The sequence below is a fragment of the Psychroserpens citreus genome (assembly GCF_055686305.1).
This window is the reverse complement of record NZ_CM145999.1, coordinates 1,865,395-1,878,800: the sequence shown is the minus strand read 5'-3', so window position 1 is coordinate 1,878,800 and position 13,406 is coordinate 1,865,395. Positions and strand designations below refer to the sequence as shown.

The window sequence follows — 13,406 nt, the reverse complement described above, 5'->3', positions numbered from 1 at the left end:
TTGATTCTTAAGCTAATTTCTCCCAAAGGCTATCAGTAAAATAGTGCTTACAATCTAGAAAATGTTGTTTTACACTGAAATTAGCTTTAGTTGCTAAGGCCTCTATTTCTGAAATCGTATATTTTTTAGACAATTCTGTCCAGATCAATTCATTTTGTTGAAATTCAATAATTCTATCTAATTTTTTAATATATACCTTTTGTGCTTTAAGACTCACTATATAACTTTTTACTTCACCATTTAAAGGGTTGTAATGACAATAGAAATCAAAATCATCAATTTTAAAATCGGCGTTAAACTCTCTATTAATTCTTATGAGTAAGTTTAAATTAAATCGTTTTGTAACTCCAGTTTTATCATAATAAGCCTCATGTATTATAATTGGATTTTTCTTCAAATCCATTCCAATGAGCAGCTTATCGTTGACATTCATATTTTCATTAAACAGCTTCAATAAATCGACAGCTTTATTATCCAAATAATTTCCAATATTACTCCCTAAAAACAACAACAAACTCGGTGTATTAGTTTTTGATGTTTCCTTGAGAATTTCAAAATAATCTCCAACTTGCGGTCGAATAGACAATTTAGGTAACCGTGTTTTTAATTTCTCGGTTAGAATATCTATAGCTTCTTGAGAAATATCAATGGGTATATAATTAAACACTATTGAATTATTTACAAGGTACTCTAAAAGTTTAAAAGTTTTAAACCCATCTCCAGCACCTAATTCTATGATATTAAATTCTTGTTGAAAATCTAATGATCTAACTATTTGTTGTGCTTGAAGTGAGAGAATTTCAAATTCAGAATCGGTTAAATAATATTCAGGCATTTGCATGATTTCCTGAAATATCCGACTCCCGTTGTCATCATAAAAATATTTTGAAGACAAGTGTTTTTGTGTCGTGCTTAATCCCTCAATAATGTCTTTTGCAAAAGTATTGTTCATATCATTTTACGAGTCTAATCCCTGAAAATTGCCATCTCATTTGCGGATGAAAAAAATTACGATATGTTGGTCTGCTATGATTTTTAAATGTTGCAACAGATGCGCCTCGGAGCACCATTTGATTCACCATAAATTTTCCGTTGTATTCTCCCAAAGCTCCTGGGGCTTTTGAGAAATTTGGATATGGGAGATATGCACTGTTGGTCCATTCCCATAGCTGTCCAAAGTTAAAATATTGAGATGCTATTTCCCATTCAAATTCTGTAGGCAAACGCATTTGTTTCCATTCGGCAAAAGCATAAGCTTCATAAAAACTCAGATGACTTACCGGAGTTTTAGGATTTACTGCTTTAAACCCATTCAAAGTATAATGATGCCATTTACCATCAACTTTATGCCAATATTTTGGCGACTTAATGTTATGCTCTTGAATAAAATCCCACCCTTCAGCATGCCATAAATTGAAATCTTGATAGCCTCCAGCGTTTATAAATGCCATATATTCTGCATTAGTCACCAATTGATCTGAGATTTCAAAATCATGCAAAAACACCTTATGCTTTCCGAGTTCATTGTCATAACAAAACGAATCGCCATCATGTCCAATATTATAAACCCCTTCGTCTATTGCTAACCACTTTGAAGCTTGTTCTATTTCGACTAAACATATGCCATTTTCAAGAGTTGGAAATGTAGGTTGGTGACCTAAAATATATTTAATATCATAGTAGAACAATTCTTGATGTTGTTGTTCATGCTGAATCCCTAGTTCAATAATGGACTTAACATTGTCCGTTAAATTCTCAGATAATAGCTCCATCATGTGTTTGTCAACATAATCACGATAATGATACACGTCATCAACTGTTGGTCGTGACATTAATCCGCGATTGGGTCTTAGTACCCGCTTACCAGCATTGTTGTAATAACTATTGAATAAATAGGCAAAATCATCATCAAAAACGTGATAACCTGTTTTAAATTCTGAAAGCACAAACTGTTCAAAAAACCAGGTACTATGAGCTAAGTGCCATTTGGGCGGAGAAACAAACACCTCAGGTTGTAACGAATAGTCTTCAATTTTTAGTGATTTACATATTGTGACAAATCGCTGTCTGGTATTTAAATACAAATCTTTTAAGGTCATTGATTGGTGCTGAAAATTTAAATTAAATGAGTTCTGTGTCAATAATTACTTCATTCTGTAATGTTTTATGAACTGGGCATTTTGAAGCAATTTCTTTTAGTCGTTGACGCTGCGAATCGTCTAAGTTACCAATAAAAGTTAATTTTTTAGACAAATGATCAATACGAGTCGGTTTTTCAACATCGATCATTAAATCATCACTATGCTTTTTAGAATAAGTAATATGTGCATATACTTCTTGCAAATCCCATTGCTTTCGTTCGGCATATAACTTTAAGGTCATTACTGTACAAGCTGCCAATCCAGCACTTAAAAAATCATAAGGAGAAGGCCCAAAATCGTCACCACCAACCGAAGCTGGTTCATCGGCAATAAAACTATGCTTTGATGTTTGAATGGTTGTAGTGAAATTATCTTCTTTGAGATTAAGATGCGCCACTAATTGCTCACCACTAGTATCTAACATTTTATTTTCAATTTGCGGAAAATATCGTGTTACCCAAGTACCTATCATATCGCCAACATACGAACTATCTTGAGGATTACTCAATAGGTGGTCTGCATTATCCAAACTCACAAAACTCTTAGGATGATGCGCATTATGATATATGTCTTGAGCATTGTTTACGCTAACAATAGTATCTATTGGAGAATGTAGAATAAGTAAAGGTTTACGCATAGCTTTAACAATCTTTGGTAAATCTGTTTTATCAAAATCTGACACAAACTCTTCATCAATTTTAAATGGTCTTCCACCAATATTAACCTCTACTTTTCCCTTGTTTTTGATATCTTCTATTCCATGAGAAAACAAATGTTTTACATGACTTACAGTTGCTGGTGCACCAATAGTTGCAACAGCTTTAATGTTATCTAATTTTGATGCTGCAACTAAAACTGCGGCACCTCCAAGCGAATGACCAACTAATAAAGATGGTGCTTCATAATGTTCTTTCAGGTACTTATTAACTGCTATTAGGTCATCAACATTAGCAGAAAAATGACTCTCAGCAAATTCGCCTTCACTTCGACCCAACCCAGTAAAATCAAAACGAACTACACCAAACCCATGACTAGTTAATGATCTACTTATATGCTTCACAGCTCCTAACGAACTACTACATGTAAAGCAGTGAGCAAAAATGGCAAAATAATTAGGTTTCTGATTAGCTGGCAACTCTAAATGTGCTTGCAACTTATGTCCTTTTTGGTTCTCAATTTTTAATTTTTCACTATTCATATAATCTGTTCTAATGGTTGATTCTTTATTAAATGACTTAATTTATCTGTATCTACATAATCTGAGTAAGATTCTAAAAGCAATTTTAATTTTGGGTTGATAAAGGTCTTACAAAACGGTTTTTCAGGGTTATTATAATAGTAATTTAATATTTCCTCTCGAGAAGATTTAAATTCCGAAAACTCTAAAACAGAAGTAATTAAATTATGATTAGAATTGGCTTTTATTAGCTTCAAAATATCCTGAGAGTGGTTTTTTTGCCCATCTGAAAACGTATAAATTGCTAATCTATATTTATCTCGCATAGAATGTTTTTTATCACTCTTGTGTGTTAATATATGAATCTCTATTAATAATTTTAAAGGTGCTATTTCTGGGTTAAATGTAACAACAACGCCTTCTGAAAAGCTAGAATACATTTCTGTAGAGGCTATATAACCTTGCTCAACTTTTAAAACGCCTCTTAATGATTGAAATACAGCTTCAGTACACCAATGACAACCACCACCAAACCCTATTTTATGCGTGATTTCCATTTATTTTACTACCTCAACACCTCGCCAAAATGCAACATATCCTTCAATAGATTTTGCTAATGGTGATACTTCAGGATAAAACCAAGCAGCATCTTTATTTTCTTTACCATCCACCTCTAATGTGTAATACGATGCCTCTCCTTTCCATGCACATGTGGTATGCGTCTCACTAGGTTTGAAGAATTCTTTTTTAATACTTTCATGTGGAAAGTAGTGATTATTTTCAATGACAACTGTGTTGTCACTCTCTGCGATAACTTGATTATTCCAAATTGCTTTCATAATTATTTAATTCCAGTGTAATTGTTTTCGTTCGTTCCAATAGTTGGTCGCACTAATACTAAAATCCTTAAGAATTTCTATATCTGATTGTGATAACTGAAATGAATTAACTTTCAAATTAGATTCTAAATGTGCCACATTTGAAACACCACTTAATACGATACTATTTGTCACTGTTTGTTGGCAAAATTTTAATGCAATAGCATCAACTCCAACTTGGTACTTTTGCGACAATCCTTCTAAAACCATATACAACTTAAAGTAATGTGCATACTTTTCATTTCGAAACAAACGACCATTTGCCAAAGCTTCTTTTATTATGATCCGCTTATTTTGAGAGTGCAACTCAGTATACAGGTCACTTAAACTTTGATCTAAAATATTATAGGTGACTTGAAATGCGTCAAATAATTGTGTTCCATTAACAGAGATATCTAATGCTTGCTTAAGGACTTCTATTTGGTTTGCTCCAGTAGTAGTGATTGCGATATCTAAATCATGCTCATTTTTCAAAGCTGCTAAGCGATTTAAAACAGCCTCATTTTTCAAAACACCTGTCTCAAAAGTTGCAGAATGAATTTGATACACTTTCAAATGAGGCATAAATGCTTTAGATATATTCCATTGTTCATTTAACTTATTTAGACTGTGCTCTTTCACTTCATGAATTTTCGCATTTGGATCAAAATTAGCGACGTAGGTATACCCCCATTTTGTCGCGATTTGAATTGAGGGGTCAGATTTAGTTTTTAGCCAATCTAAAAGTAACTGTTCTGCCAATCCATATCCAGGAGCCGTATCAAAATAACGCAGACCTAAAGTATAAGCTTGTTCAAGAATTTGAAAACCTTGAGCTCTAAATACTTCCAAACTGACTTTCTTATCTTGTTCTTGACGCACATTGATGTACTGAGGTCTACCCAAAGCTGCAGTTCCAAGCCCTATTCCATTTCTAATATTCATATCAATCTCATATCGTTTAAAAATTGTATGACTTTATCCTCAGGCATTTCACAAGGCTTGAGTAATTCTTCATTAGATGTTATATAATAATTCAAACTAATAAAATCGTTGCCAGATAACTCTTCAGCATATACTTTTATACTTTTACCTTGATTAAAATCAGTTCGAGTTATACCATATTTTTTATGCTGAAATGTAACTTCACTATAACCTTTTGGGAGTAGCAAAATTCTATCTAAAACTGACATTAAGAACTACAAGATAACATGGAACACCCCACTTTATGCCTAGCCCAATCAGGGCGTTTAGAAAACCACTTCTCGTTTTCAGGTTGTTCTGCATAAGGCTGCTTCAATAATTGAAATAAATCATCAATTAATTTATAATTGCCTTTATTAGCGTCATCAATAGCCAATTGAGCCATATAATTCCTTAAAACATATTTAGGGTTTACAGCATTCATATTTACTTTTCGTTCAGCATCAGAAAGTGACTCCTTTTCTAGCCTTAAATCATAACTTTCAAACCAATTTCTCCATTGTTGTGCATTTTTATCAGAGACTTCATTAGGCACATAAAACGCATCCTTAACAATCTCTAAGCCTTTTTTAGCATCGCCTTTTTTGAAGTCACTCAAATTTCGGAAGAATAAAGTCATATCCGTTTCCGTGAGCAACAAAGTATCTTCCAGATCTTGAATCAGTTCATTATCTGTAATCTCATTTAATGTCAAACCTAATTTAGATTGCATCATTTTAAGGGATTTCTTTTCAAAATCAGTTTTATACTGTTCTAAAATGGTTTCAAGAGGCTCTGTCTCTTCAATAAGTGGATATAAAGCGTTAGCAAGTTGGTATAAGTTCCAGAGTCCTATATTGGGCTGATTTCCGAAGCGATAGCGCTTATGATGCCTATCGGTTGTATTGGGCGTCCAACCAAAATCAAAGCCTTCTAACCATCCATAAGGCCCATAATCTATGGTAAGCCCAAGAATAGACATATTATCAGTATTCATCACACCATGTACAAAACCTACTCGTTGCCAATGGATAATCATATCTAATGTTCGCTCAGACACTTCAGCAAAAAAATCAATATAAACAGACTTTGAAGGCATTCCTAAATGTGGGAAATGATGCTTAATTGTAAAATCTACTAATGTTTTTAAAGTCTTATGATCTTGACGAGCCGCAAATATTTCAAAGCTTCCAAAACGCAAAAACGAAGGTGCAACACGAGAAACAATTGCTCCTTTTTCATATGCCGAATTTCCATCATACAACATATCTCTCATCACCTCATCACCAGACAATGCTAAAGACAAAGCTCTTGTGGTTGGAATTCCTAAATGAAACATCGCTTCACTGCATAAGTACTCACGAATAGATGAACGCAATACAGCTAAACCATCAGCACTTCTTGAGTAGGGAGTTTCTCCAGCACCTTTAAGCTGTACTGTCCATTGTTTATCATCATGTTCAACTTCAAATAAATTAATCGCTCTACCATCGCCTAACTGGCCTGCCCAATTTCCAAATTGATGCCCACCATAACACATGGCATAGGGCTCTGTATTTGGTAAAACTTCATTCCCAGTAAAAATCTTAACAAAGCTTTCATTGATCACATCATCAGACATTCCTAATGCTTGGGCCATTTCTGAAGAGACATGAAGAATTTCGGGTTGCTTTGTATGTTTTGGATTTACATATGAAAAACAAGCTTCTTTAACCTGACGTCTGGTGTTTTCCAATACAGGATCTGCAGGCAAGGCTGTTGTAAACGTATGTTTTATATTGAGATTCATTATTGATATTATGCTAAAAAAGCATTTCTATATTTTATAATTTATTGGAAAATTGGTCGTTATCCTTCATGAAAAATTACCAAGAGCCAAGTTAAGGTTTTGAAAGGATACAACTAATTTACGACAAAATATCTCATTAATTAAAGTTTAGTATTTTTACTAAATAAACTTAAAGTCTTTATGGATTTACTTACGAACGAAGTTGAAAAGCATGTGATAAAACTTCTAAATGATAATTTGGAAACCACATTCACCTATCATAATCTACCACATACACAAAGAGTAGTTGAAAAGACTAAAGAACTTATTGAGGCTGCCCAATTGGATGAAACTCAAACGAATCATTTAGTTATTGCTGCTTGGTTTCATGACACCGGATATATTAAAGACCCAAAAAACCATGAAGAAGAAAGTGCTCAAATAGCCAGTGCATTTCTTAAAAATCAAAATGTGTCCCAAAATGACATTAATAGTATCTCACAATTGATATTAGCAACTAAAATGGGCTATGAACCAAATAATGAATTAGAAAAAATTATTAGAGATGCCGATAGTTCGCATTTGGCAAGTAAAAATTATAAAGATATATGCGAGCTTTTAAGAAAAGAATGGGAACTCACTTGTGACAGATCACTTAGTGAATCTGAATGGCTCAATGAAAATATTCAATTTTTAACGCATCAGCATCGATTTTATACTGATTATGCTTCTGCTAATTGGGAAAAACAAAAAGGTAAAAACTTATCTCAATTATTGAAAAACCAAAAGAAATTAAGCTTGGAAAGTTCAAAATTGAAACAAAAAAAAGCAGAACTTGATTTCAAAAAAAACAAAATCGAACTTCCCGAACGAGGTATTGAAACCATGTTTAGAGTGGCGCTTCGTAATCATATCACCTTAAGCGACATTGCTGATACTAAGGCTAACATTCTATTGTCTGTAAATGCTATTATTATTTCTTTGGTCTTATCAAACTTAGTTTCTAAACTTGATAATCCTTCCAATGACTATTTGATTTGGCCAACAGCAATTTTCGCTGCTTTTACTGTAGCTTCTATTGTGCTTTCTGTATTAGCCACTCGACCAAATGTAACAAGTGGAAAGTTTACAAAAGAAGATGTCGCTAACAAAAAAGTGAATCTATTATTCTTTGGAAATTTCCATAAAATGAAACTGGATGAATTTGAATGGGCTATGACAGAAATGATGCAAGATCGAGATTATCTATATGGCTCACTTACCAAAGATCTATACTTTCTTGGCTTAGTATTGAATAGAAAATACAGCTTATTAAGGCTCACCTATACTGTTTTTATGATTGGCATTGTTATAAGTGTAATCTCTTTTGCTGTAGCCTTTCAATATGCTGGGATTAGACCAGAAGATGTAATAACTTAAATTTCAGCTAAAACATTAGGCATTAATTTCTTTCATCAAATCATCATAAGTGTAAAAAGATTTATCATCTTTATCTTTATGATACAATACACTTACCCTGATCGCTTTGAGCCCAGTAACGGCTTGCAGATCTTGCAATTCAACGATTTCAACATCATCATCTAAATATTTTTTAGACTGTAGAAATTTGATATATCTTAAATATTCTATTTCATCTTGTTTTTGAGAATAGACGATACTTATTTTTCCTTTTTGAGTAACGCGTTCTGTAGTTCCTTTGATATATGCTTTATCAACACGCTTTTTTACAATTTCATATCTAGCATTGTATGTTCCATCGACATCAAATTGTTTTTCATCCATTCTAAAACTTATAGATAATGGTTGATTAAACACCAAGACCATAGATGCAACATCGAGTTTAACTGGAAAATCTGACTGCATTAAATAAAATGAATTTTCCATTTCGCACATAACCTGAAGTTGCCACAATCTTAAATTATATAAGTAAATAGGGTTGAAAGAATCTTCTTTGGTAATTGATTCTCCAATATACATATTGTGCTCTACGCCATCGGTTTTAAAACGCTCAAAATAATGAGGATACATGGCCTGGGCACTTATTTGCTTTTTATCTAAAAGCGCAGCCATTTCTTTATTAATCAATGCTATAGTATCATCGTAATCTTTTCTATGTCTATATAAAACATTTACTTTATCATCTATACTTTCAAAATATGTATTTACCTCCTCTTTTAAATGTTCTACATCTTTAAAGTGTAGAAGTAAAGGGTCTATATCTTGTTTTATAAATGCTGAAATTTGCTGCTCACTATCTACTTGAAAATGGTGATCTAAACCATCTAAGTAGTTTTTAATTTGATACAAGAATTGTTCATAAATTGGCAACTCTTCTACCTTAATTGCATTTTCGATTATGGACTTAATAGATTGTAATTGAATTTTTAAGTCTTTCTGAGTGGCAGAATTTCTTGCTTCTGAAGATCCCTTAATATCTATTTGACCATATAAAGGATAAATATTATCGAAAGCTATCTTATTAAAGCTTGGCTCAACACCATTAAGTTGATCTTTGATGAAGTTTCTTGCTTCCTTTTCAAATCTCCAATTCACACTTGGATGAATCGACGTACATTCTTGCTGTATAATGGCTTCTATTAAATTCTCTTCATCACTTTTAGAACGTTCTACAGCAGACACAATAAATGGCATAACATCTGCTAATTTATTAGCATTTATACTATTTAAAACTTTAGGTTGCTCTGAAACAATTTCAAGAATCCCCATCAAACCTTCATCATTAGCAATTGGTGCTAAAATAGCGCTCTTTATATGTTGTTCTTTTAAAGTTTTGTATTGAGGTGCTTTTCCTTTTGATAATTTATAATATTTATCAACGTCAGATACTGCATAGAATTTATTGTCTTTCAGTAAGGTTTTATATGACATACTGCATAAAGCATCAGAACATTGATTAGCTTCTAGTTGATTTAACAAATAACTATTCATTCCAACACCATACACACGTTCGAACGTATCCTCTTCTTCATTATAAATTGAGAATCCTACTTTAATATTTTTTAACCCGAGTAAAGATTGAAATATCTGATGAAAATCTTCCATGAAACCTTCATCCTTTCGTTTATCTTCACCAATTAAACTCGACTTAATGTTCGATATCGATTGATCATCAGTTACATTAAATATATTAGAAATCACGAAGCCTTTAAACGTATAACTATTTGGTGGGAATTTCTCTTTCCACAAGGCCATATTTTCAAAATTATCCAATAACTCATCTACATCTTTTTGAGTGATTTTTGGCACCTCTCCATTAGGTATTATTTCAGTAAAATCTGCATTATACAAGATTTTATAATACTGCATGATGCCATTAGCATCAGGGATTTCATAATAAAATGGTCTTTTAAAATTGATGTGATGACCATAGCAAAATGCTAAAATGATAGTACAGGCAATAATGTATTTATCATCTTTAGGCATGTTTTTGATTTCTAATTCAAAATCATCACCAGCAGCTTCAATAATAGCTTTAAAACGTTCTGATGAATTAAAAATAAGATTATGAAACGGAACTGAAGCCGTTTTAATTTCATTATTTGTCAAAATAGGGCTAAAAGAATCTTGAAGAATTATCCGAATTTCTTTCTCTCTTTTAACTAACTCTGCAGGATCTGTAATACCTTCACGTAGTTCAGGAAAGCCAGCTGCGGTTTTCAAAACACGACGTGCTTTAGCTGCTATGAATTCGTCTTCATTTTGAGACAAGGTTTCATAATGCTTCAAAATCTTATCGAAACTCACTTCAAGTCTAAAGGGAGAGTCTAGATGTTCATTGATATCATTCATACTAACGCTTAAGTGCATACAAAGTTACGAATTAAAAGATTAGTCGCTTTTAATAAGACTTTCTTACAGCTTAAATGTTACAAGCGTATTTGACAAATGATTAATCTCTATTGAAAAATCCTACAGTCCAATTTATCCCATCACTAATAACAATTATGGTTTTTGAAGGAGAACCACCATTTGCATCAGCATCAGAGTCCATTTGATAGGGTTGTGTTACAGCAGTACGACTATCTCCAGTAAACATATCTCCTCCTGCCGAATAAATATAAGCTGCATCGGCATCTTTTCTATTTCTTAGGATATAAATACGACCAGGCACTGCTGCTGCATCTGGTAATTCAAAATCATTACCTGCATTAACACCTCCATTATTAGGATTTAAATTGATATAGGTACCATTATCAATTGGAGTTTTATTTGCAAAATTTCCTCCATTTAAATCCACAACCTTTAGAGATAAATTACCATTAATATCTAAAGTACTCTTCGGATTTGTTGTCCCAATACCTACTTGAGCAAAACAAAACACAGAACAAAAGAGAGCTGCTATCAGGACTATCTTTTTCATCTTATTATTTTTTAATTATACTTATGGCACAACCACCACCTTCGGCCAATTTCAATGTTAGTTTGGAGCTATTATTAACGGTCAAAGTTTCTATATCAATTGCTAATGGGTTTTCATCCCAATGCGCGTCTTTAGCATCTTTATATATAGTTGCTACATAGTCTTGATTTATATCTAAAAAGTCAAAATTTATGTTTAAAGTTCTAGAGTTTTCATCTGTTATACTGCCTAAAAACCAATGTCCTGTTTCACGTTCTTTTCTAGCAATAGTCACATACTCACCAACTTCACCATTTAAAACTTTAGTATCATCCCAGTTAACACCTACATCTTTAATAAATTGCAAGGGTTCAGGATTAGCTTCATAATGCTCTACCAAATCGGCAGCCATTTGTATTGGGCTATAGATGACCACATACAAAGCTAACTGTTGTGCAAGTGTTGTATTTACTTGATTATTATCTTTATATTCATCAAATTTAATATTGAAAATTCCAGGCGTAAAATCTATAGGGCCAGCCAACATTCTGGTAAAAGCAACAATTGGTAAATGTTCTGGTGGATTACCGCCATCTTCAGCCCAAGCGTTAAATTCTTGTCCACGAAGTCCTTCTCTTGAAATAATATTGGGATACGTCCTCCTAAGTCCAGTCGCTTTAATTGGCTCATGAGCGTTAACAGCTACTTCATAGTTTGCCGCCTTGATTGCTGCATCGTTATATTGATTAACCATGTATTGTCCGTGGTGATATTCACCTTTTGGTAAAATTCGGCCCACATAACCAGATTTTACAGCATGCATCCCATATTTTTGCATCAATGCATATGCTGTATCTAGCTGTTTTTCATAAGTTTCTGTAGCAGCAGAAGTTTCATGATGCATAATAATATCTACACCCTTCTCTTTTCCATATCTAACCACCTCATCGATATCATAATCTGGATATGTTGTTACAAAATCAAAAACACCTTCGCGATCCTCAAAGCCAATCCATCTTTCCCAGCCAGTATTCCAACCTTCAACTAAAACACCTCCAATATTATTCTTTGCTGAAAAATCAATGAACCGTTTAACATTTTCTGTTGTAGCACCATGTCGACCATGTGCCTTACCAGTATCTGTCCATTTGCCATCAACCATCTCCATACCATAATCCCAAGACGATTTACCTAAGTGCATTTCCCACCAAACACCAGTATATTTCATAGGTTTAAACCAGGATACATTTCCTAATTTATTGGGTTCATTAAGGTTAACGATAAGGTTAGACTCTATCAAATCTGAAGCTTTATCTGTAATTTGTATGGTACGCCAAGGCGTATTGAAAGGAAGGCTTCTTTTAACTTTATAATCTAAATTTTTTGAGCCCACTAAGTGGCTTTTAAGGTTAAGGTTTTCTGTATCAACTTTTAAGGTCATTCCAGAATAATCAATAAGTGCTGCTTCATGAAAGCTCAAATGGAGTCCATCATCACCTACCATAGTAACTGGTGTATTAACTGCATTTTCTGGAATATACGTTTGAGCTAGATTCACATGATTAGAATATTCAACTGCATCTATCTCAGATAATTTTGTTGTACTATATAAATGTTCATATATATCCCAATCTCCTGGAATCCAAAATGTTTTATAATCTTGAGTGAGATTAAACTGGGTGTGTTCTTCGGTAATCTCAACCTCATTTAATTGTGCTTGTTCCGGAAACTCATATCTAAAACCAATGCCATCATCATAAACCCTAAATACAATATTTAGATACCGTTCGGGAGAAACATTCTCTTGTAACATTATCTTTAATTCATTGTAATTATTGACAACGTCTAATTGCTCTCCCCAAGGCATTTGCCAAGTCTCATCAACGGTTTTTGTTTCAGATTTTTTAATGCTAAAGTTTTTATCAAATGCTGCCGTATTTTTAAATTCAAAACCTAAATACGACGTATCAATAACGACGACATTATTTCGCTTTACTATATAATAAGGCTCACCTTCTGAAGAAAGATTAAATGTAAGTTTAAGAGTCCCATTTGCAGACATCGTCTCAAAAATTTGGTCTTCAGATGTATTACAAGACTGTACAATCAGCATTAATACAATTAAAATATATATTCTCAT

At 33.1% G+C, this 13,406-nt stretch carries 12 protein-coding genes; 1 reads left to right on the top strand and 11 read right to left on the bottom strand.

Going from position 1 to position 13,406, the window contains the following annotated elements; translation table 11 throughout:
* Window positions 1-7: 7 nt before the first annotated feature.
* Genes ACTU6T_RS08415 through ACTU6T_RS08380 form a run of 8 tightly spaced genes read right to left on the bottom strand, consistent with a single transcriptional unit; the run spans window position 8 to window position 6,927 of the window.
* Window positions 8-952, bottom strand: coding sequence for an L-histidine N(alpha)-methyltransferase (locus ACTU6T_RS08415; RefSeq protein WP_460217766.1), 945 nt, complete (start codon window positions 950-952; stop codon window positions 8-10).
* A 1-nt stretch (window position 953) separates the two neighbouring features.
* Complete coding sequence (gene egtB, locus ACTU6T_RS08410; RefSeq protein ID WP_460217765.1) at window positions 954-2,099, bottom strand: ergothioneine biosynthesis protein EgtB; 1,146 nt, start codon at window positions 2,097-2,099, stop codon at window positions 954-956.
* Between the two features lie 22 nt (window positions 2,100-2,121).
* Window positions 2,122-3,339 (bottom strand): bifunctional alpha/beta hydrolase/OsmC family protein, encoded by a 1,218-nt coding sequence (locus ACTU6T_RS08405; RefSeq protein ID WP_460217764.1) that lies wholly within the window; start codon window positions 3,337-3,339, stop codon window positions 2,122-2,124.
* Entirely contained in the window at window positions 3,336-3,875 is a 540-nt protein-coding gene (locus ACTU6T_RS08400; protein ID WP_460217763.1) for a peptide-methionine (S)-S-oxide reductase, read from the bottom strand. The genes ACTU6T_RS08405 and ACTU6T_RS08400 overlap by 4 nt, the downstream gene beginning before the upstream one ends.
* Window positions 3,876-4,157, bottom strand: coding sequence for a DUF427 domain-containing protein (locus ACTU6T_RS08395; protein ID WP_460217762.1), 282 nt, complete (start codon window positions 4,155-4,157; stop codon window positions 3,876-3,878).
* Window positions 4,158-4,163: 6 nt separating this feature from the next.
* The gene (locus ACTU6T_RS08390; protein ID WP_460217761.1) at window positions 4,164-5,120 is read right to left on the bottom strand and encodes an aldo/keto reductase; all 957 of its coding nucleotides are present in this window, start codon (window positions 5,118-5,120) and stop codon (window positions 4,164-4,166) included.
* The gene (locus tag ACTU6T_RS08385) at window positions 5,117-5,368 is read right to left on the bottom strand and encodes a peptide methionine sulfoxide reductase (protein WP_460217760.1); all 252 of its coding nucleotides are present in this window, start codon (window positions 5,366-5,368) and stop codon (window positions 5,117-5,119) included. Before ACTU6T_RS08385 ends, ACTU6T_RS08390 begins: the two co-directional genes overlap by 4 nt.
* Window positions 5,368-6,927 (bottom strand): protein adenylyltransferase SelO, encoded by a 1,560-nt coding sequence (locus ACTU6T_RS08380; protein WP_460217759.1) that lies wholly within the window; start codon window positions 6,925-6,927, stop codon window positions 5,368-5,370. Before ACTU6T_RS08380 ends, ACTU6T_RS08385 begins: the two co-directional genes overlap by 1 nt.
* 180 nt (window positions 6,928-7,107) lie before the next feature.
* Between ACTU6T_RS08380 and ACTU6T_RS08375 the strand changes: the two genes are divergently transcribed.
* Entirely contained in the window at window positions 7,108-8,325 is a 1,218-nt protein-coding gene (locus ACTU6T_RS08375) for a Pycsar system effector family protein (protein WP_460217758.1), read from the top strand.
* Window positions 8,326-8,340: 15 nt separating this feature from the next.
* Here ACTU6T_RS08375 and ACTU6T_RS08370 read toward each other — a convergent pair whose 3' ends face one another.
* The 3 genes from ACTU6T_RS08370 to ACTU6T_RS08360 form a co-directional block, all read right to left on the bottom strand.
* Window positions 8,341-10,716, bottom strand: a complete 2,376-nt coding sequence (locus ACTU6T_RS08370; RefSeq protein WP_460217757.1) for a GAF domain-containing protein — start codon at window positions 10,714-10,716, stop codon at window positions 8,341-8,343.
* A gap of 100 nt (window positions 10,717-10,816) precedes the next feature.
* Window positions 10,817-11,287, bottom strand: coding sequence for a hypothetical protein (locus tag ACTU6T_RS08365; protein WP_460217756.1), 471 nt, complete (start codon window positions 11,285-11,287; stop codon window positions 10,817-10,819).
* A gap of 4 nt (window positions 11,288-11,291) precedes the next feature.
* Entirely contained in the window at window positions 11,292-13,406 is a 2,115-nt protein-coding gene (locus ACTU6T_RS08360; RefSeq protein WP_460217755.1) for a glycoside hydrolase family 97 protein, read from the bottom strand.

Bases quoted from the DNA above. Each gene is read 5' to 3' on its own strand.
- ACTU6T_RS08405 (WP_460217764.1), bottom strand. From the start codon at position 3,339: ATGAATAGTGAAAAATTAAAAATTGAGAACCAAAAAGGACATAAGTTG.
- ACTU6T_RS08415 (WP_460217766.1), bottom strand. From the start codon at position 952: ATGAACAATACTTTTGCAAAAGACATTATTGAGGGATTAAGCACGACA.
- ACTU6T_RS08380 (WP_460217759.1), bottom strand. From the start codon at position 6,927: ATGAATCTCAATATAAAACATACGTTTACAACAGCCTTGCCTGCAGAT.
- ACTU6T_RS08365 (WP_460217756.1), bottom strand. From the start codon at position 11,287: ATGAAAAAGATAGTCCTGATAGCAGCTCTCTTTTGTTCTGTGTTTTGT.
- ACTU6T_RS08375 (WP_460217758.1), top strand. From the start codon at position 7,108: ATGGATTTACTTACGAACGAAGTTGAAAAGCATGTGATAAAACTTCTA.
- ACTU6T_RS08385 (WP_460217760.1), bottom strand. From the start codon at position 5,368: ATGTCAGTTTTAGATAGAATTTTGCTACTCCCAAAAGGTTATAGTGAA.
- egtB (WP_460217765.1), bottom strand. From the start codon at position 2,099: ATGACCTTAAAAGATTTGTATTTAAATACCAGACAGCGATTTGTCACA.
- ACTU6T_RS08400 (WP_460217763.1), bottom strand. From the start codon at position 3,875: ATGGAAATCACGCATAAAATAGGGTTTGGTGGTGGTTGTCATTGGTGT.
- ACTU6T_RS08370 (WP_460217757.1), bottom strand. From the start codon at position 10,716: ATGAATGATATCAATGAACATCTAGACTCTCCCTTTAGACTTGAAGTG.
- ACTU6T_RS08390 (WP_460217761.1), bottom strand. From the start codon at position 5,120: ATGAATATTAGAAATGGAATAGGGCTTGGAACTGCAGCTTTGGGTAGA.
- ACTU6T_RS08395 (WP_460217762.1), bottom strand. From the start codon at position 4,157: ATGAAAGCAATTTGGAATAATCAAGTTATCGCAGAGAGTGACAACACA.
- ACTU6T_RS08360 (WP_460217755.1), bottom strand. From the start codon at position 13,406: ATGAGAATATATATTTTAATTGTATTAATGCTGATTGTACAGTCTTGT.